Source organism: Xenorhabdus aichiensis (assembly GCF_028598775.1).
GTDB lineage: Bacteria > Pseudomonadota > Gammaproteobacteria > Enterobacterales > Enterobacteriaceae > Xenorhabdus > Xenorhabdus bovienii.
The window spans coordinates 67979-87958 of sequence record NZ_JAQRFO010000005.1 but is presented as its reverse complement, the minus strand read 5'-3'; the positions used below and the strand labels follow the sequence as shown (position 1 = coordinate 87958).

At 41.9% G+C, this 19980-nt stretch carries 12 protein-coding genes and 2 pseudogenes; 6 read left to right on the top strand and 8 right to left on the bottom strand.

Features of this window, described 5'->3' with window-relative positions:
- Nucleotides 1–3: 3 nt before the first annotated feature.
- From PSI22_RS03985 to PSI22_RS03975, 3 genes are all read right to left on the bottom strand, one after another.
- Nucleotides 4–396 carry an acyl carrier protein gene (locus PSI22_RS03985; RefSeq protein ID WP_273578683.1) on the bottom strand — a complete coding sequence of 131 codons (393 nt, stop codon included), beginning with the start codon at nucleotides 394–396 and terminating at the stop codon, nucleotides 4–6.
- Between the two features lies 1 nt (nucleotide 397).
- A complete protein-coding gene (locus tag PSI22_RS03980; RefSeq protein WP_273578682.1) occupies nucleotides 398–1168 on the bottom strand; it encodes an SDR family oxidoreductase in 771 nt (256 codons plus the stop codon).
- Nucleotides 1169–1839: 671 nt separating this feature from the next.
- Nucleotides 1840–2537, bottom strand: a protein-coding gene (locus tag PSI22_RS03975) for an IS6 family transposase (protein ID WP_370688999.1) whose coding sequence is annotated in 2 segments (ribosomal slippage) — nucleotides 1840–2313 and nucleotides 2316–2537 — 696 coding nt in all. Because the reading frame shifts where the segments join, the coding sequence is not laid out codon by codon here.
- Nucleotides 2538–2860: 323 nt separating this feature from the next.
- Between PSI22_RS03975 and PSI22_RS03965 the strand changes: the two are divergent.
- Nucleotides 2861–3100 (top strand): annotated as a pseudogene (locus tag PSI22_RS03965) (LecA/PA-IL family lectin); the annotation flags it as partial.
- 125 nt (nucleotides 3101–3225) lie between these two features.
- Here PSI22_RS03965 and putP read toward each other — a convergent pair.
- Nucleotides 3226–4710 (bottom strand): sodium/proline symporter PutP, encoded by a 1485-nt coding sequence (putP, locus tag PSI22_RS03960; protein WP_273578679.1) that lies wholly within the window; start codon nucleotides 4708–4710, stop codon nucleotides 3226–3228.
- 540 nt (nucleotides 4711–5250) lie between these two features.
- Here putP and putA point away from each other — a divergent pair.
- The gene (gene putA / locus PSI22_RS03955) at nucleotides 5251–9231 is read left to right on the top strand and encodes a trifunctional transcriptional regulator/proline dehydrogenase/L-glutamate gamma-semialdehyde dehydrogenase (protein WP_273578678.1); all 3981 of its coding nucleotides are present in this window, start codon (nucleotides 5251–5253) and stop codon (nucleotides 9229–9231) included.
- A gap of 107 nt (nucleotides 9232–9338) precedes the next feature.
- Here putA and fliZ read toward each other — a convergent pair whose 3' ends face one another.
- From fliZ to PSI22_RS03940, 3 genes are all read right to left on the bottom strand, one after another.
- Nucleotides 9339–9851, bottom strand: coding sequence for a flagella biosynthesis regulatory protein FliZ (gene fliZ, locus PSI22_RS03950; protein ID WP_038196657.1), 513 nt, complete (start codon nucleotides 9849–9851; stop codon nucleotides 9339–9341).
- Between the two features lie 56 nt (nucleotides 9852–9907).
- Nucleotides 9908–10630: an RNA polymerase sigma factor FliA gene (locus PSI22_RS03945; RefSeq protein WP_038183607.1), complete on the bottom strand. Its 723-nt coding sequence runs from the start codon at nucleotides 10628–10630 to the stop codon at nucleotides 9908–9910.
- Between the two features lie 254 nt (nucleotides 10631–10884).
- A complete protein-coding gene (locus tag PSI22_RS03940; protein WP_273578677.1) occupies nucleotides 10885–11922 on the bottom strand; it encodes a flagellin N-terminal helical domain-containing protein in 1038 nt (345 codons plus the stop codon).
- 277 nt (nucleotides 11923–12199) lie between these two features.
- Between PSI22_RS03940 and fliD the strand changes: the two genes are divergently transcribed.
- From fliD to PSI22_RS03920, 4 genes are all read left to right on the top strand, one after another.
- On the top strand, nucleotides 12200–13636 hold the full coding sequence (gene fliD, locus PSI22_RS03935; protein ID WP_273578676.1) for a flagellar filament capping protein FliD: 1437 nt from the start codon (nucleotides 12200–12202) through the stop codon (nucleotides 13634–13636).
- Between the two features lie 12 nt (nucleotides 13637–13648).
- Nucleotides 13649–14059: a flagellar export chaperone FliS gene (fliS, locus tag PSI22_RS03930; protein ID WP_038183621.1), complete on the top strand. Its 411-nt coding sequence runs from the start codon at nucleotides 13649–13651 to the stop codon at nucleotides 14057–14059.
- Nucleotides 14059–14433: a flagella biosynthesis regulatory protein FliT gene (gene fliT / locus PSI22_RS03925; RefSeq protein WP_273578675.1), complete on the top strand. Its 375-nt coding sequence runs from the start codon at nucleotides 14059–14061 to the stop codon at nucleotides 14431–14433. The genes fliS and fliT overlap by 1 nt, the downstream gene beginning before the upstream one ends.
- A gap of 603 nt (nucleotides 14434–15036) precedes the next feature.
- Nucleotides 15037–15774, top strand: coding sequence for a cyclase family protein (locus PSI22_RS03920; protein WP_273578674.1), 738 nt, complete (start codon nucleotides 15037–15039; stop codon nucleotides 15772–15774).
- A gap of 194 nt (nucleotides 15775–15968) precedes the next feature.
- Here PSI22_RS03920 and PSI22_RS03915 read toward each other — a convergent pair.
- Nucleotides 15969–19952 (bottom strand): annotated as a pseudogene (locus tag PSI22_RS03915) (condensation domain-containing protein); the annotation flags it as partial.
- Nucleotides 19953–19980: the final 28 nt, after the last annotated feature.

The window sequence follows — 19980 nt, the reverse complement described above, 5'->3', positions numbered from 1 at the left end:
ATTTTATTCCGAGTTTTGTAGAGAATGAATTAATTTTTGATTTATATAATAAATAGTGAAATATTTGTATAATTCTTTAAACTCTATTTCAGAATCATTAGTTACAGTTTTATCGGAAAATTTTAGTTGTCTGTTTAGACGGGAAATCCCTTCGGGTGTCCATTTTTTATCTTTAAATGAATAGTTTTCTTCCAGTGTAGCCATTTTGTTTATAGGCCATAAGGTATCAGGGGTAATGTCAATATTAAGATTTTTCTTCAACTCAAAAGAAAAATCAATAAAATCGATAGATGTCATATCATAATCTAAGAACAATGACTTATTTACATCTATTTTTGTATCTTCACTAATGTACATAACGTCTTTGAATATTTTTTCTATCACAGAAATATACATATTAGATTAACCTCTCACCGTTTCCTAATGTTAACGTGATACCTGTAGTAGTTATTTGGTTATTAATAAAAGAGTTTATAGTATTAACAATGTCTTGTGGTAAAAGCAGTTGACGGGTGGGGATGTTTTTTTTAATGTCACGTAAAGTGATACCTTTTTTATCACAATATTCTTTCAACATATGTGTTTTTATGTAACCGGGGCTAAGGCATAAAGTTCGTATGTTAAATCTTGCAAACTCTAATGCTATATTAGACATATATCGCTCCATAGCCATTTTTGTTGCTCCATAGATACTATTACCAATATTTATTTTGTGAGCGGCCACGGAACTAATATAAATAAATTTTGTTTCTGATTCTTTGTATGATTTCATGTTTTTAGCAATGACATTAAAAATAAGTGTAGCAGAAATAAAATTTATCCAAGTGATGTTTTTTATAGTGCCTGGATCTAAATCATCACACAGTTTAGCTGGGTTAATCCCCGCGCAATAAATTGTTACATTAATTTTTTTGCTCTCAATAAGTTGACAGAATTCAATGACTCGTTCTTCATTCATTAAATCAAGCTGTACTGGTTTTACGCGAGCACCATATTTTTCTTCTATATTTTTTACTTTTTTATCTCCTTTCCACCAAGTAAATGTAATGTCATAACCTTGCTTAATTAGATCATTAATTACCGCCTCTCCTATTTCTGAAGTACCCGCCAAAATTAGTGCCGAACATTTATTTATTAATTTCAAGTCACTATCAACAATAAATTTCATAATAAAATCCCATCAAAATAGAATAGTCATTTACTTTATCGGAACGTTATTTCCCATAATCAGTTACATTTTTCCTTACCAATCATATTGGTTGATTTTTATTTTATCATTTTTATGAGTAATTATTTTAACTCCCATAATTTTATATGTTTTAATTTAAAATACGTTCTGTTTGTTTTTTGACAGAATCTTAGATTGAAATTATAAATGCAATCTAATTTTTGTCCTATTTTGAACAGCTCTGCATTCCACAATGTCATATGAGTTTCCTTTTAAATTCATTATTACACCATTATTTAGTCAAAAAAATTATGGAATAATTTTAAGATAATAATTTGTATAAATCACATTGGTAGGGGAAGTAGGTAATCTTTCTTTGGGGAAAAAAATACGCGGAGCAGTATGTTCAACAAAAACAGCTAACAATAATTTTTAGCTCTTGTAAATTAAAGTCGTCGACTTTAATCCATAAATTAGCTGATATAGCATATTTTATGAAAACTTCATAATTGTGTAACAATGCTACCGCCCAAGGAGTCAAATAACACACTTGAATGTTAATCTCATATTAAAACCAGTAGAGGTAGATTAACATTTTAGTTATAAACAAACCATAAACGGTTCTGTCGCATTAACAGAGAGATCTCGAGCGAAAGTGTCTTGATTTATTTTTATGCAGTTAGTCGATAGAAATAGACCGCCGGTGAAATTGGATATTCTGGTTCTTGCAGATATTGTCCTTTGCGCAACATGCAGACCCGTTCAATCCCGGCTAATACAGTCTGAGTCCGCCTAAAGTTTTTGAATCCCAGCATAGGGCGTGTTCGCCGTTTGACGTTGCGATGATCCTGTTCAATCAGGTTATTGAGGTACTTATTTTGCTGGATATTGATCTGCTTATCCTTCGGTTTTCCCTGATTTAACTCGTCTAGCGCGGCTTTGTTGGCTCCACTCTTATCCAAGGTCACCACCTCAGGTTGTCCGTGCTGACCCATCGCCTTTTTAAAGAAATACAAGGCGGCCTCCTTATCCCGATAGGCGGTCAACAGAAAATCAACCGTATTGCCGTTTGAGTCTACAGCACGGTAGAGGTAACGCCATTGTCCTTTGATTTTGATATAGGTTTCATCCATTCGCCCACCGGGAGCCCAACAACAGGCTGACTACGCCGATAGCGTTTAATAATCAACGGGACCCGACGATGAACCCAGCGAGAAAGCGTGGAATGATCGACGGTTATCTCCCGCTCAACGAGCATTTCCTCGAGATTACGCAAGCTCAGGGCATAGGCCAGATACCAGCGAACACACTGGGCGATAATATCAACAGGAGAGTGCAGACGTTTGAACACTTTTCGGATCAGGGGCATCGTCAGTCACCCAAAAAAACGACATACTATCCGAACAGGGCTTAATGCGACAGAACCCTAAAAATGGCTAACTCTGGATACCATTTCAATCTCAGGGCTTCATATCAAAAATTATTCTTCTAACAAAATGTGATAATGGCGGATTCACATAATAAGCTAACCACCATAATTACTATGATACAGGCACAACACCATTATTCTTGAAGTAAACGAGTCCGTATTCCTTTAAATAATTCATTCTGAGTTTTACCACACCGAGTTTTTCGATGGCGATTATTTGATCGGTTCTCCACAAGGTGCAATATGCCTCTGATAACCGACCGAATCGATGGACTGCACCTCGGGGAATTGTAGGAAATTCTCCTCAGGCAGGAGGGAGTTTAGTTGCAAAAATTGGAAACAAAACCTACGAAATTGGTAATGGCGTGCTCCACAAGACAGTCCCCGTAGATGGTGAATTGATATTTTTATTTCTCGATAGTTATTATGGAGATAATTCCGGTAACTTTTATGTCGATGTTAAAATCGAGTCACGTCATTCTCCTCTCAAAGAAATAAAATAAAGCCATTAATTAGAATGCTGAATATTTTTATTGAAAAAATATCAAGTGAGATAATTTATATTATTTCACTTAGCTAATTAAAAAGCCCCTGAACAATCAGAGGCTTTTTATCACAGTCTATTTTTTTATTTAGTTCTATAATGGGCTTCCGCCTCATCAAAACGCTGTTGAGTTGCCTGACTTGGCGCTTTCCCTAACAGGCTAACACCAATAATGGCAATAGAAGCAAAGATAAAACCTGGAATAATTTCATACAACCCGAACCACTTGTACTGCATCCATACCAATACCGTAATCGCTCCTACCAGCATACCGATCAATGCACCATTGCGAGTCATGCGTTTCCAAAGTACCGAAATCAGTACTACAGGGCCAAATGCCGCACCAAACCCAGCCCATGCATTACTTGCCAGAGCCAGCACTTTATTGTTCGGATTGGTTGCAATGACAATCGCAATAGCAGCCACCAGCAACACCATCAAACGGCCAACCCATACCAACTCATTCTGACTGGCTTTGGTGCGCACAAAAGCTTTATAGAGATCTTCCGTCAGCGCACTAGAACAAACCAACAACTGGCAACTTAAGGTACTCATCACTGCCGCCAATACTGCCGACAGCAAGATTCCGGTAATCCACGGATTGAACAACAGCGTACCTAGCTCGATAAAGATACGTTCGTTCTTTTGTAATACGGGAGCCGCCTGCTCTGGATACAGCTCAAAATAGGCAATGCCAAAGAAACCAACAGCTACGGTTCCAGCAAGGCACAGAAACATCCACGTCATACTGATACGACGGGCTTTGTGAATGGTTTGGTGAGAGTCCGCCGCCATAAAGCGTGCAAGGATGTGAGGCTGGCCGAAATAACCAAATCCCCATCCCAATAGCGAGATAATGGCGATAGCATTTAACCCTTTGAACATATCCAGATAAGAGGTATGTTTTGCTTCAATGACCGCGATAGCATTCTCAAACCCACCAACGTTGAACAAAATTAGCACGGGTACCAAAATCAGGGCAAAAATCATCAGAGTTGCCTGAACGGTATCCGTCCAGCTTACTGCCAAAAAACCACCGAGGAAGGTATAGCCAATAGTCGCCAGCGCCCCAAGCCATATTGCTTTTTCATAACTGATACCAAAAGTGCTCTCAAATAACAGGCCACCCGCAACGACACCCGATGCACAATAAATGGTAAAGAAAATCAGGATAACCAGCGCTGAGATGATACGCAGGATTTTACTGCTGTCTTCAAAACGGTGGGTGAAATAATCCGGCAAGGTTAACGCGTTGTTATTCGCCTCAGTATGCACGCGCAATCGACCGGCAACCCAGCGCCAGTTCAAATAAGCGCCCATCAAACAGCCGAGTGCGATCCAACTTCCTGAAATGCCTGATAGAAAAATTAAGCCCGGCAACCCCATCAATAACCAGCCACTCATATCAGAAGCGCCAGCAGATAATGCTGTTACCACACTGCCCAATCGCCGCCCACCCAATATATAGTCATCAAAATTTTTGGTGGAACGATAAGCCATGAAGCCTATCACCAGCATCGCGGCAATGTAGACAATGAAGGTTATTAGCATTGGTGAATTTACTGTCATGCAGGTTCTTCTCCATAGTGTTTCTGCAAATCGTGTTATTTGCGTAAATAATGTTATCTGTACTTAAAGCCACCCTTGTTCAACATGATATGTTTTCAGTGCAATATATTTGCAGTACAAGGCATTTGCCTACCAGGTTGTACCTGAAGATCATTTCACCTAAAGTGGCATTAATTTCGGTATGTATAATTTATGTTTGTAATTATTTTAAAATCACTTTCTATCCTAGATTAGCTCAAACATTTTTAACAACTAATTAACGATGTTTTTTATTAGAAACGCTCGCTAAGTCACATTTATCACTTCAGAAGTTGTACCTTTCATTAAAGAATCAGTTACACCTCCACAATCACAACAATAAAAACCATTAAATATCAATTAAATAAATACTAACAAGTCATGATATTTACCAGACAAATAATCAAAACAAGATTAGTTTCACAAATTTAGAACGGCCGCTTTTAACATGGTTGCACAAAGTTGCAACATGACAGATATTGTTATGTAACTTGGTTAAGTCTTACCTATTAAGGAGTGAGAATGGGTAGTACCACTATGGGCGTGAAGCTCGATGAAGCAACGCGTAATCGTATAAAATCTGCTGCACAACGAATTGAACGCACACCACACTGGCTGATTAAGCAAGCCATTTTTAATTATCTTGAACGCCTGGAAAATGAGGAAAAGATCCCAGAAATATCAGTGTCTCAGGATAACAAAGAAGAAAAGATTTCCGAAGAAGAATCACAGATTGAGGCGTCTTATCAACCATTTTTGGATTTTGCCGAGCATATTTTGCCCCAATCGGTGAAACGTTCTGCAATTACCTCAGCGTATCGACTGCCTGAAACGCAGGCAGTTCCTATGTTACTGCAACGCGCTCAATTATCAGAAGAACAAGCCAAAGCGACCCACAAACTCGCTTATTCCATCGCTGAAAAACTACGCCAGCAAAAACATGGCATTGGCCGCTCCGGTTTAGTGCAAGGGTTACTGCAAGAATTCTCCCTTTCTTCACAGGAAGGCGTTGCGCTGATGTGCCTTGCCGAAGCCCTGCTGCGTATTCCCGACAAAGCCACCCGTGATGCGCTGATCCGTGACAAAATCAGCAACGGTAATTGGCACTCCCATCTTGGCCAAAGCCCATCCATGTTTGTCAATGCCGCGACTTGGGGGCTGCTGTTCACGGGCAAGCTGGTATCTACCCACAATGAAGCCAAATTATCCAAATCCTTGAACCGCATTATCAGCAAGAGCGGTGAACCATTGGTGCGCAAGGGTGTTGATATGGCAATGCGCCTGATGGGAGAACAATTTGTCACAGGTGAAACCATCGCCCAAGCCCTCGCCAACGCCCGCAAGTTGGAAGAGAAAGGCTTCCGCTATTCCTATGACATGCTGGGTGAAGCTGCGCTGACAGAAGAAGATGCGCAGGCATACATGGTTTCTTATCAACAGGCGATCCACGCCATTGGCAAAGCATCAAACGGCCGCGGTATTTATGAAGGGCCGGGCATCTCCATCAAGCTATCAGCCTTGCATCCACGTTATAGCCGCGCCCAATATGAACGCGTCATGGATGAACTTTATCCGCGCCTGCTTTCTCTGACTTTACAGGCGCGTCAATATGACATCGGGATCAATATCGATGCCGAAGAAGCGGATCGTCTGGAAATCTCCCTCGATTTGCTGGAAAAATTGTGTTTTGAACCAAAACTGGAAGGCTGGAACGGTATCGGTTTTGTTATTCAGGCTTACCAGAAGCGCTGTCCTTTTGTGATTGACAGCATTATCGACCTGGCGCAGCGCAGCCGCCATCGCTTGATGATCCGTCTGGTGAAAGGGGCTTATTGGGATAGTGAAATCAAACGCGCCCAGATCGATGGTCTGGAAGGCTATCCGGTGTATACCCGCAAAGTGTATACCGACGTTTCTTACCTCGCCTGCGCCCGTAAACTGCTTTCCGTCCCCAATCTGATCTATCCACAGTTTGCTACCCACAACGCGCATACTCTATCTGCGGTTTACCATCTGGCTGGGCAAAATTACTATCCGGGACAATATGAGTTCCAGTGTCTGCACGGCATGGGTGAACCGCTGTATGAGCAGGTTGTCGGTAAAATTGCCGATGGCAAACTTAACCGCCCATGTCGCATTTATGCGCCAGTCGGGACACACGAAACACTATTGGCTTATCTGGTTCGCCGCCTGTTGGAAAATGGTGCAAATACTTCGTTCGTTAATCGCATTGCAGATACCTCCCTGCCCCTTGATGGACTTGTTGCTGATCCGGTGACGGTAGTTCAGGAACTCGCGCAATCTGAAGGACAAATTGGTCTGCCACATCCGAAAATTCCATTACCACATGATTTATACGGCAAGAACCGCGTCAATTCCTCGGGACTGGATCTGTCGAATGAGCACCGCTTGGCTTCACTCTCCAGCGCATTACTCAGTTCTTCGATGGAAACATGGAACAGCGAGCCGCTGCTGGGTGGTGATTATGCGCATACCGGCGAATTGCCGACAGCTAAACCCGTCAATAATCCTGCGCGACCTTCCGATATCGTGGGCTATGTCCGTGAGGCTACTGAGCAAGAAGTCAGCCACGCTCTGGACGTTGCCACCGACGCAGGCACTATTTGGTTTGCAACTCCCCCCTCAGAGCGCGCTGCGATTTTAGTGCGTGCAGCGGAATTGATGGAAAACAACCTGCAATCCCTGCTCGGCATTTTGGTTCGTGAATCCGGTAAAACCTTTAACAATGCCATCGCTGAAGTGCGTGAAGCCGTGGATTTTCTCTATTATTACGCGGATCAAGTTCGGCAGGATTTCGCCAATGATACCCATCGCCCATTGGGGCCAGTAGTTTGTATCAGTCCGTGGAACTTCCCACTGGCGATTTTCATGGGGCAAATCGCCGCAGCATTGGCAGCAGGTAATAGTGTCTTGGCAAAACCAGCGGAACAAACGCCATTGATTGCCGCTGTTGCAATCAAAATGCTGCATCAGGCAGGTATCCCGCGTGATGTGCTGCAATTGCTGCCTGGTCAAGGGGAAACTGTCGGTGCTTTGTTGGTTGGTGATGAGCGTGTGCGTGGCGTGATGTTTACAGGCTCCACCGAAGTTGCCAGCCTGTTGCAGCGCAATATTGCCGGCCGTCTTGATGCGCAGGGGCGCCCAACGCCATTGATCGCAGAGACGGGCGGCCTGAATGCCATGATTGTCGATTCCTCGGCACTGACGGAACAAGTTGTCACCGATGTGGTCGCGTCGGCCTTTGACAGTGCCGGCCAGCGCTGTTCCGCCCTGCGTATTCTGTGTGTGCAGGAAGATGTGGCAGAAAGAACCCTCACTATGCTGAAAGGGGCAATGGCCGAGTGTCGGATGGCGAATCCTGAACACTTATCAACGGATATCGGCCCCGTGATTGATGCCGAAGCGAAGGCTGGTATTGAGCGCCATATCCAGACCATGCGCACCAAAGGCAGGACGGTTTACCAAGCGGTACATGAAAATAGAGTCGACAGTCAGGAATCTTCACAAGGCACGTTTGTCAAACCCACACTGATTGAGCTGGAAAGTTTCGATGAATTGAAGAAAGAAATTTTCGGTCCCGTCCTACATGTGGTGCGTTTTAACCGCAATGAGCTGGATAAACTGCTGGAACAAATCAACGCTTCCGGTTACGGATTAACGTTGGGTGTTCATACGCGCATTGATGAAACGATCGCACAAGTCACAGCCAAAGCTAAAGTGGGCAACTTGTATGTCAACCGCAATATGGTCGGTGCTGTCGTCGGTGTACAACCATTTGGTGGCGAAGGTCTGTCAGGAACCGGACCAAAAGCCGGCGGGCCGCTTTATCTGTATCGTCTGTTATCACAGCGCCCAGTCAATGCTGCCAGCCAGACGCTGGAGCGTCAGGATGAGGAATATCAACTTGATGCCAACGTGCGTGTCGCCCTGCGCTCCCCTTTCAACAAATTGGCTGAATGGGCGACAGCACAACATAACGAAGCCTTGAGCAAATTAATTCAGGAATACAGCCTGTTGGCTCAGGGCGGGACCATTCGATTACTGCCGGGGCCTACAGGGGAACGCAACACTTATACCCTCTTGCCGCGAGGTGAAGTTTTGTGTCTGGCCGATAATGAGCAAGATACGTTGATACAATTGTCTGCAGTGTTGTCTGTCGGCTGTCAAGCCATCTGGGAGAAGGACGAACTGCATCAGCAATTGCTGCGTCAGTTACCGAATGAAGTTTGCCGCTCGATTCGTCTGATCAACGATTGGCAAAATGAAGAGACGGAAATGGAAGCCGTTATTTATCACGGTGATTGTGACCAGCTACGTCATGTCTGCGGTATCATCGCTCAACGCCAAGGGCCGATTGTTTCAGTACAGGGTTTTGCCCGTGGCGAAACAAACCTGCTATTGGAACGTCTATTGCATGAACGCTCATTAAGCGTTAATACCGCCGCCGCAGGGGGAAATGCCAGCTTAATGACCATTGGATAAGATAATTTGGTTATAACTATATAATTAAAATATAGAGGGAATGCGTTATTATCGCATTCCCCTCTAGAATCGTGCAGTCTGATAACGTTATATCTCTGCGTAATTAATCAATGCCCGTTCTGTTGCCAGCTCAGATATTGCTCATATTTACGCAGCGCGATATTGTAATTACTGAAAGCAGACTGAGACAATTTCTCACTGAGTTTTTCCTGAATTTTTTCCGGCGTAAACTCTTGTGCTGGGTAATTGCTTGATGTTAGTAATTCATCCAATCGCCGCAAACGAACCACATATTCGCGCACAGTGCTATGGCTCATCTCTGTTTGCTCAAACAGATACTGTTTAAATGACATAATGTCGAAATAATCAGTTTGGCTATTGCAATAAATTTCGCTACAGAAGCGGCACAGCGCCACAAATTTACCCTGTAACTCATCCCATGTTTTGTCATCAACTAATTCAGTCATCTCAGAGATAGCTTCCTTGTTGATTACCTGACCGTTAAAAACGAGAGAAATACGGTCAAGGGTTTTATGACAGTGCAAACAATGAGTCTGACTATGTTTATAGTCCTTGATATAACGGCTGAGAGGCCGTTTCTTTTGTGTTGTAACAGACATAAGAGATAAAGCCCTGTGTGTAGTCTTAACTTAACAAAAAACAAATAAGCAAAAAGTTACTTTTCTGGATTCAAACGCGCCCTCAGCCGTTTTATTGCCTGGCTGTGGAGCTGACTCACGCGGGATTCACCCACATTAAGTACCGCGCCAATCTCTTTAAGATTCAGTTCTTCCTGATAGTACAGCGTCAGAACCATTTTTTCCCGTTCAGGCAGCGATTCAATGACATCGATAACCCGCTGACGAAGATCACCTTCCAGCAATTGTTGGAGAGGATTTGTCTCATGCTCTTCCTCAATTACTGGTTCACAGCTTTCACCATGAATTTCGTGCCATTCGTCATAAGAAAACAGTTGACTGTTATTTGTGTCTAACAGTATTTGCCGATATTCTATCAGATTAATCTTTAATTCTTTAGCAACTTCCTGCTCACTAGCTGGACGGCCTAACTCTTGCTCAAGTTTACGGATGGTTTGCGTGACTTCACGTGCATTACGCCGCACACTACGCGGAGCCCAATCACGGCTCCTCAACTCATCCAACATTGCACCTCTGATGCGCTGTACCGCATAGGTGGTAAACGCGGTTCCCTGCAAGGAATCAAAACGTTCCACCGCATTCAGTAAGCCTATACCACCAGCCTGAAGCAGGTCATCAAGCTCCACGCTGGCAGGCAGCCTCACCTGTAGCCGCAATGCTTCATGGCGAACTAGTGGTACATAGCGCTTCCAGAGGCTATTTTTGTCCATCACGCCTTCGGCGGTATACAAATCGCTCACAACAACAGACACCTTTGGATAAGAGACTGGCTACCATTATCCAATCACCTAATCGGTACAATCGTTTGAACAATGAAGTAAAAGCGCTTCTTTTTCACCTATGCGAAATTTTTTTGTCGTCCGCCCAAATGCATCGCAAGTTTCAGTCTGTCCCTGACAAAGGTTAAAAAATAAGGATCGGCAAGCCGATCCTTATTTTATAGAGATTATTTATGCGGGGTGTCCCGCATAAACTCTCAACTGGAAAATAAAAATTAACGCAGCAGAGACAGAACAGATTGTGGAACCTGGTTAGCCTGAGCCAAAACAGAAGTACCCGCCTGTTGCAGGATCTGACCACGGCTCATGTTAGAAACTTCAGTTGCGTAGTCAGCGTCTTCGATACGGCTACGTGCAGCACTCAAGTTGTTAACCGTGTTGTTCAGGTTGTTAACTGTGGATTCCAAACGGTTTTGAACTGCACCCAAAGAGCTGCGCAGGCTGTCAACTGTAGACAAAGCGCTGTCCAGAGCCTCCAGAGGACTCTTATTTACATCTGCTGGTGCATCAGCAGTTTTGGTTTTAATCTCTTTAGTATCAACAGTTGCTTGAGCAGTAAATTTCTTACCACTTTTATCAGAATAAGAAATTATAACATTATCACCGTCAGCAGCACCGTCTTTCATTTTCTGGAAAACTTTAACATCTTTAACGTCATCACCTTCAATAGCCGTAGTGTTAATACCTTTTAGCTCAACGCCACGCTCAAGATCTTTAGTAAATTTAGTTGCATCAAATGTATCCAGTTCCAAAACCTTGCTGTCGATTTTTTTCAGATCGATAGTGATAGTTTCGTTGTCGTTTGCACCAACCTGAACAGTCATCTTGGTATCTTTACTCAGAACTTTCACGCCGTTGAACTGAGTTTGTTCAGAGATGCGGTCGATTTCAGACAGACGCTGGGTAACTTCGTCCTGAATAGATTTAGTATCGCTCTTAGAGTTGCTGCCATTTTGCGCTTGAACAGTTAGTTCACGAATACGTTGCAGGTTGTTATTGATTTCGTTCAGAGCGCCTTCAGTAGTCTGAGCAATAGAAATACCGTCGTTTGCGTTACGGGAAGCCTGAGTCAGGCCTTTAACGTTCGCAGTAAAACGGTTAGCGATCGCTTGACCAGCAGCGTCATCCTTCGCGCTGTTAATACGTAAACCAGAGGACAGACGCTCAATAGCCGTACCTAAAACACCTTGGGATTTGCCTAAGTTGTTCTGAGCCAGCAGAGATGAATAGTTGGTATTAATAACTGATGCCATAGTAGAGTTCCTTTTTAAAATCAAGTCGATATAATTAGTTTGAGCTTTTTCGCCCACGGTGTTCATCACCGCCAACAGTTTTATCGGCTCCTTAAAAAGAACCTTTAATTTTTCTTGAAAAACTTTTTTCTTTTTTTGCACTTTATTCGCCGATAACCCAAACAGCGCCTGTTCTCATCAATTATTCCGTCCATCAAAAAAATCATTTTGTCAGTAAACTTTTCGCAAATTAATCCGATAACATACCCAGTGATGCTTTACTAATAAAGGAGTCAACATGGCTAGCATTTCTTCATTAGGAGCCGGATCCGGGATGGATTTAGGTTCTATACTGGATAAACTTCAGGCAGCAGAAAAAAAACGTTTAGAACCATTAGCACAGCAGCAAACCAGCTATAAAGCCAAATTAACCGGTTTTGGCACATTAAAAGGCAGTTTAGAGAAACTTAAAAGCGCATCCGAAGAACTGAAAAAATTCGATAAGCTCAATACCACCAAAGTCAACGAAGACCATAAAACATTTACCCCAACTACGGATTCCAAGGCTAGTCCGGGTAACTACATTATTGAAATCAATCAGCTTGCTAAAGCGCAGTCTTTGCAAACCCGAAAAGAAGTTGTTGATGTTAAAGAACTACAGGGGGAAACCCTAGGAGAAGGGAAAACCCGCACCATTGTCATCACCCAGCCGGGTGAAGAAAAGACGATGAGCATTATGAGCATTTCCCTGAAAGATGATGAAACGTCTCTGGTTGAAATCCGTGATGCGATCAATAAACAGGAAGGCAGCGTTAATGCCAGCATCATCAAGGCAACCGATGATAAAAACTACCTGATCCTGACCTCGAAAAAAGCAGGAACAAAGTCCATCATGACGGTCGAGGTTCAAGGTGATACCAAGCTGAATGATTTGCTAAATTACACACCTGATGACAAAGGCGGCTCTGGTGCAATGAAGCAAACAGTGGAAGCCGCAGATGCGAAATTAAAAGTCAATGGTATTGAGATTGAACGTCAGACCAATGAGATAAAAGATGCACCAGAAGGCATTACTCTGAATCTGAAAAAGCTCACAGAAAAAGATGAAGCTGGAAAACCAAAACCAGAAACACTGGTAGTTTCCCGTGATATTGAGCCAACGAAAGAAGCGATTAAAAAGTGGGTTGAGGCCTATAATGGGGTACAGACCACTTTCGAATCACTGACCAAATTCAAGCCTGTAGCCAAAGGGGAAGCCGCTTCCAAAGACAATGGTGCCCTGCTCGGTGACGGCACCTTAAAAAGTATTCAAAGCCAATTGAGACACCAGATCTTCTCACCACAGGATGTTGCTGATATTGCTACCCTGAATAAATTGGGTATCAAACAAAAATTAGACGGCACTCTGGAAATCAGCAACGAAAAACTGGAAAAAAACCTGAAAGAGAAACCTGCCAACGTTAAGGCTTTCTTCATGGGTGATGGTGAAAAAACCGGTTTCGCAACCCAAACTTATAATATATTAAAGCAAACGCTGGATAGTCACGAAGGGACTATCGCCACAGCGACCGAAGGCATCAACAAGCGTCTGAAAACACTTGAAAGACAAGTGGAACAGACCAATAAAAATATTGATGCAACAATAGAACGCTATAAACGTCAATTTACAGAACTGGATAAACTTGTTAATTCATTAAAGAGCACAAGTTCATCCCTATTCCAGCTTTTAAGATAATAAAAGGACATTATGTATCAACGTTCGGCAAGCCAGTTATACGCTCAGGTAGATCTTGAGAGCGAAATTATGAATGCCTCTCCCTATCAGTTGATTCAGATATTGTTCAATGGGGCGCTTAGCGCCCTACGTCGTGCAATTATTCTGATGCAACAGGGCAATATCCCAGAGAAAGGTTTAGCTATTTCCAAGGCAATCAATATCATTGATAATGGTCTCAAAGAGGGATTAGATTTCGAAAAAGGCGGAGAGATTGCTCAGAATCTGTTTGCTTTATATGATTATATGAATCGTCGTTTACTCCATGCTAATTTACGCAATGATGAGAAGGCCATTACCGAAGTGATTGATTTACTTACCGAGATTTCAGATTCTTGGCGGCAAATAGGTCCTCATTACAACGCCAGTCAGGATATTGTTTAATGAAAAATGATCTGGATCTTTTGTCAGCTTACCAGCGGATCCTTAGTTTAAGTGAGCAAATGCTTGATTTAGCTAAAAATGAACAGTGGGATGAACTTGTTGATATGGAAATCACTTATCTGAAGGCAGTCGAAGTGGTTACCCTATTATCAGAAAATTCAGACGCCCCACTTTCATTACAGCAAAAATTAACCCAAATTTTACAAACTGTCTTGGATAATGAAAGAGAAACGAAGCGATTGTTGCAAAAACGATTAGATGAACTTAGCGACCTGATTAAACAGGAAAGCTGCAAGCAACTATTACATGATACTTATGGGCAGTTCCCTGTCAGTGACTATGAAATGGAGTTAACGACTACAGAGACAAAATAAATACAACAACGACGCCATGTGCTTTTATTAAAAATAACACTAATTGGTGGTGTCATTTATTTGTTTTCACTTCAGGTGGTGTCATTTAGTCACCATCGCTTTTTTGGTTAATCTAATTTGGCACTTTATTTTATTCATAATTTGCAAACAATCAAGAAAACTTACATAAACTTATTTAACAAAAAATTAACCAAATAACGATCATAATGGCTTTTTTACCTCATTGACAGGAGATAAAATCATCATATTTTATCTTTGCTTAAAGGGGAAATTATGCAGTGGAATAATATAAATAAGGTCATCGTCTTTACAATGTTATTCATCCCCCGAATGGGTTTTTCATTGTTACCGATAACATTTTCAAAATGGGGACAGTTATATAACCAAACGACAGAAATAACCCTTCCTTTTATCGATAATCAAGTACCTCTTATTACCTCGTAATTATATCAGCGGCTGAATGTTCATTAACAGAACCCACTTATTTTGATATAACTCCCAATAGTTATCCAAAAGACGATACCCAGCAAATTTCAAATTGCAGCCAACAAAGCAGTAAATTGAAAAATGAAGGATATATTCAATAAAAAAAATGAGGTTGTTATGACACACGACATCTTGCAAGCACTGACTTTGTTGAAATCGAAAAAATGGATAGATCTAACGCATAGTTTTGATGAATGTTCGCCCCATTTTTTCATGTTTCAACCTGCCGAATTTAAAACTATTTTTGATTATAAAAATGGTTTTTTTGTCCAACAATTGACATTCCCAGGTCAATATGGCACTCACCTTGATGCTCCCTGCCATTTTGTTTCTGATGCCCGTTCTCTTGATGAATTGGAATTAAAGGAACTGGTTTTACCCTTAATCGTTATTGACCAATCAGAAAGAGCAAAACACAATCCTAACTTCTCGCTTTCCAAAGATGACATTCTTCAATTTGAAGCCGAACATGGAATGATTGAAGCAGATACTTTTGTTGCCCTCAGAACCGACTGGAGCAAACGCTGGCCATCTCAGGAAAAGATGGATAATAAAGATGATCAAGGTAATAACCAAACACCGGGCTGGGGATTGGATGCCCTGAAATTTTTATTTGAAGAGCGCCATATTAAAGCCATCGGCCATGAAACATTCGATACCGACTCAGCCAAAGATTTCAGGCAGAATAATGCCTTATTGGGTGAATATTATGTATTAGCGCAAGATACCTACCAAATAGAGCTGTTAGCTAACCTAGATCAAGTCCCTGTGCGTGGTGCAGTGATTCTCAATATCGTGGCTAAACCTAAAAACGCGTCAGGTTTCCCCGTACGTTCGTTTGCTATCGTTCCGTAATCTATAGGGTAGTTCAGGCTTAAGCCTGAACTACCTGATGAGTAATGACGTCATAAAAATTATTTTCTATATCCTTCGTCTTTCAAGTTGCCGCTTTGTTGGCCACGTCAGTAAATTGACAGCGATTAACGATAATTGGCCTCATCTATGAGGCCTGACTCTTCATTCATTAACTGATTATTTCTTAAATGAATTTAGTCATAAAAATAACTGATATTCTCTTTATCTTGACCAGATACAAAGGCTTCCAGCAATCTTTCATAATATCTCGCAAGATTATTGGCTGTTTCTTCAGTATACAGCTCTGGGTTGTAGCTTAATTCACACATAATATTTTGTGGTATATTTATGAAATTTATCCCAAGTGACTGAAAAGGAGTCGGATCAACTTTTATCAATTCCATATCGAGATTTGGCAGCGATATTTTTCCACTATCGGGACTATCTGCATAGTTATAAAAATTCTGGGCATCCATATAGTTAAATAGAACATTAAATATATTATCCCTCGCCTTTTCCCCTATACTGTCAATCACCGCTGCCATATGGACATCTGAATTTTCTAGCGCTTTATAAATAAAATTACTGATTTGCTGAATGATGTCATGAAGGCTCATCTCTTTGCTGATAGTTGATTTTACTATCAGGTCATTCAAAAACAGTCCTATTGTTTGATGGCTGTCAATATGAGAACGATCAGCTTGTGGTGATGTGGCTATATGTTGTGATTCACCAGAATGCATAAAAAGACAAGCGTGGAATAAAGCCATATATAGCATATAAGGTGTGATCTTATGGATTTCACAATATCGCGAAACAGCATTATCCAGTGATTTAGGTGTATTGATATTGATAACTTTAAATTGATATTTAGTGGTTAGATGTTTGCTGAAAGCCACTGGAAAACTACGTTCACCCATATCAAGATCAGCAAATTGTTGTTGCCAGAATTTTAGTTGATTTTGATATTTCTCAGTTTTATGACGCTCTTGTAAATCATAAACACAATCAGAATATTGCATTGCAACTACCGGAAGAATAACATCTTGCTCCTGTGAGTAAGCCGTGTACAGTTTCTTAAACTCGTTCATAAAGATATTGATAGACCATCCATCGAAAATAATATGATGAATATTAATTAATAAGACATGGCGTGTTTTTGATACAGGCAGCAAAAATGTCTTGAATAATGGGCCATTGTAAACATCAAAAGGTATCCTTAACTCCTCTTCCCAGAGTTTGTTAATTTCAATGGTAATTTGTTCTTTTTCTATTTCTTTTGGCAACGAATCGATAATTTGTAAATTTATTCTCATGTTGTTATTAGGTTTTATGAAAACCTGTTCATCTTCTTCATAAAATCTTAATCGTAAACTTTCATGCCGTTCTAAAATAACGTGCAAACTTTTTTCCAATGCACTTTGATTTAGTTCCCCCTCTATCAACAAGGAAATGGGGACATTAAAAGCATCGTCCAATGCTTCCTCTTTGATCAGAGACCAGAACATCTTTTGGTAATAAGAAATCGGTATTCTTCCGTCGAATACATTCTGTATTGGCAATAGTGTAGATATGTCATGGTCTTGAGCGCTACGAATCATACTGGCAATCTGTGCAATAGTTGGATTTGTAAACATTTGATTCATACTAAAATTGTTACTTAAATCATTTTTTATGGAAGCCGTTATTTTCACTGCTAAGAGCGAATGACCACCGAGTGAGAAGAAATTATCATAAATACCAACTTGGTTGATTTTCAGATGGTTTTGCCACAACTGACAGAGTTTTTTCTCAATTTCATCTCTTGGTGCGATATAAGTTTGATGGTGCAAATCATTGTCATTTGGAACAGGCAGCGCTTTTTTATCTATTTTATTGTTCAATGAGAGTGGCATGCGCTCCATTGGGATATAAATACTGGGAACCATATATTCAGGTAATTGTTTTTTCAGGGCCGTTTCCAGTAACTCTGAAAGTTCACCCCCAATGGCAGAGATTTGCGGATAATTGGCTAAATGAGTTTGGTTATATTCATGACGGGCCTGTACAGGAGGCAATGAATGGCGGCTGAAAATAACATCCAGCAGGTCAAATTGCTGTTGTGACCACGTCACGCCACATTGATAACCGCACTGCTCCGCATATTGAAACAGGGATTCAAATGCTTGAACCTGTTTTTCTGCCCGGGGAGAAAATTTTCCGGCATATTCTGGTGGAAAGAGTATTTGGTTGGCTGGCCAATGGCGTAGCCCTTCTGCCAATTCAACGTCATCTTTAACACGGGTGTTGGGAATGCCTGAAATACCAAAGGTATCGTATGTCCCCGCTTGCAACAGACTGCTCACCTCTTCAATAGCATTGAAATCAAACCAAGTTATGAGTTGATCGTGACATGACGCTGCATTTTTATCTCGTTTATGTAAGATGACCTCATAACGATAACGTAGCATTTCATTGTCACCGACGCCCCGCTTAACCAGAATATCCACTCGGCCAATCTCCGGATAACGGGCAGATAATTGGGCAAAATAAGTTGGACTGAGCAGGAACTCTTTTTCTTGTTGCAAACGTCGCTGAATACGGTTTGCCATCGTTCCCACGGAAATACGCTGTTCGCCCAGATGGCTTTGTTCTATCGCCGTTACATGTGCCGTTAACAAATCTAAGTTGCGGATATCCCCCAGCAAAATTGTTCCCCCTGCGGCAATCGCCGGCAGTAACTGGGCAAGCACTTTATCCAGATACTGAACATTGGGGAAATACTGAACCACCGAGTTAATGACAACAGTATCGTAAGCGTCAGACGCGAGTGTGCCCAAATTGAGGGCATCCCCCTGACGCAACTGGATATGTGACCAACCACGTTGTTGTAGGATTTGCTGATGACGTGCCAGCACTTCTGCCGAAATATCTGTTGCCAAGACCGATTCACACTGTTCAGCATATTGATACAACAGTAAACCTGTACCACAGCCAATTTCCAGTAAACGACGGGGGTGCAGGGCATTAATTCTCTGCATGGTACCCGCACGCCACTCTTCCATCTGTTCAAGCGGGATCGGTTGATCGGAATAACTGTTTATCCAACCGCCAAAATCACTGTCTAAGGTCAGCGGATTGATGGTGTCTTCAGTTTGAATGTTCTCAGTATTGCGGCGATATTGTTCATCAAAAATTTCTGTCCAACTTTTCACGTAATCTGCATTAAATTCTGTGGCTTTTTCAGCCAACCACTCTGTGCTTGGACAAACATAAGCAATCAGTTTTTTATCTTCACTGTTACCATCAGTGATCACCGCCGCACTGCTTAAAATTTCCTGACCAGCCAGAACGGACTCAATTTCACCCAGCTCTATTCTATAGCTGCGAATTTTGATCTGTGAATCAATGCGGCCAATAAACTCCAATTCTCCGTTAAGAGTCCAACGAACTAAATCGCCGGTACGATAAAGATTGTCAGTCGGATTAGTACTGAATGGATCACGAATAAACTGTTTTTCTGTCAGTTCTGGCGCGTTCCGGTAACCGCGAGCCAGTTGGATACCGCCGATATACAATTCCCCCTCCGCACCAAGAGGAACTAAATTGCCATCGGAGTCCATAATACGCATCACGGCATTCGGCAGTGGTTTGCCAATCGTAATCCGCTTATCTGCCGTTAATAATCCACTGGTGATAATAGAGGTGCATTCTGTCGGACCATAAACGTTGAACAAGTTCCGATCTTGTGACCACGGTGCGGCAATATGCGGTAGCACGGCCTCCCCAGCTAGCAACAGGGTTGAGACGCTGCGCCATTTATTGAAATCCAGATGAGGTAGCAAAGCGGGTGGTAATACTGCATGGGTAATCTGATATTCTTCGACGATTTCATTTAATAATTCAGGCGAACGTCGTTGCGTTTCGGAAATTAAATACAGTGTAGAGCCATACGTCAGAGACATGGACATTTCTAAAATAGTGGCGTCAAAACTCCAGGAAGCAAATTGTAATACACGGCTGTTTGCATCAACTCCAAACAAGGTGGTTTGCGCATGAGCCAGATTGACCCAGCCCTTGTGTTCCATCATCGCTCCCTTTGGCCTGCCTGTCGAGCCAGAGGTGTAAATAACATAAGCCAGATGATTTTCAGTCAGGGGCAAAAGTCGATCAACAATATTGTTTGTCGGCATGTTCTGCCAGGGGTTACGCATGAAAATATTTAGT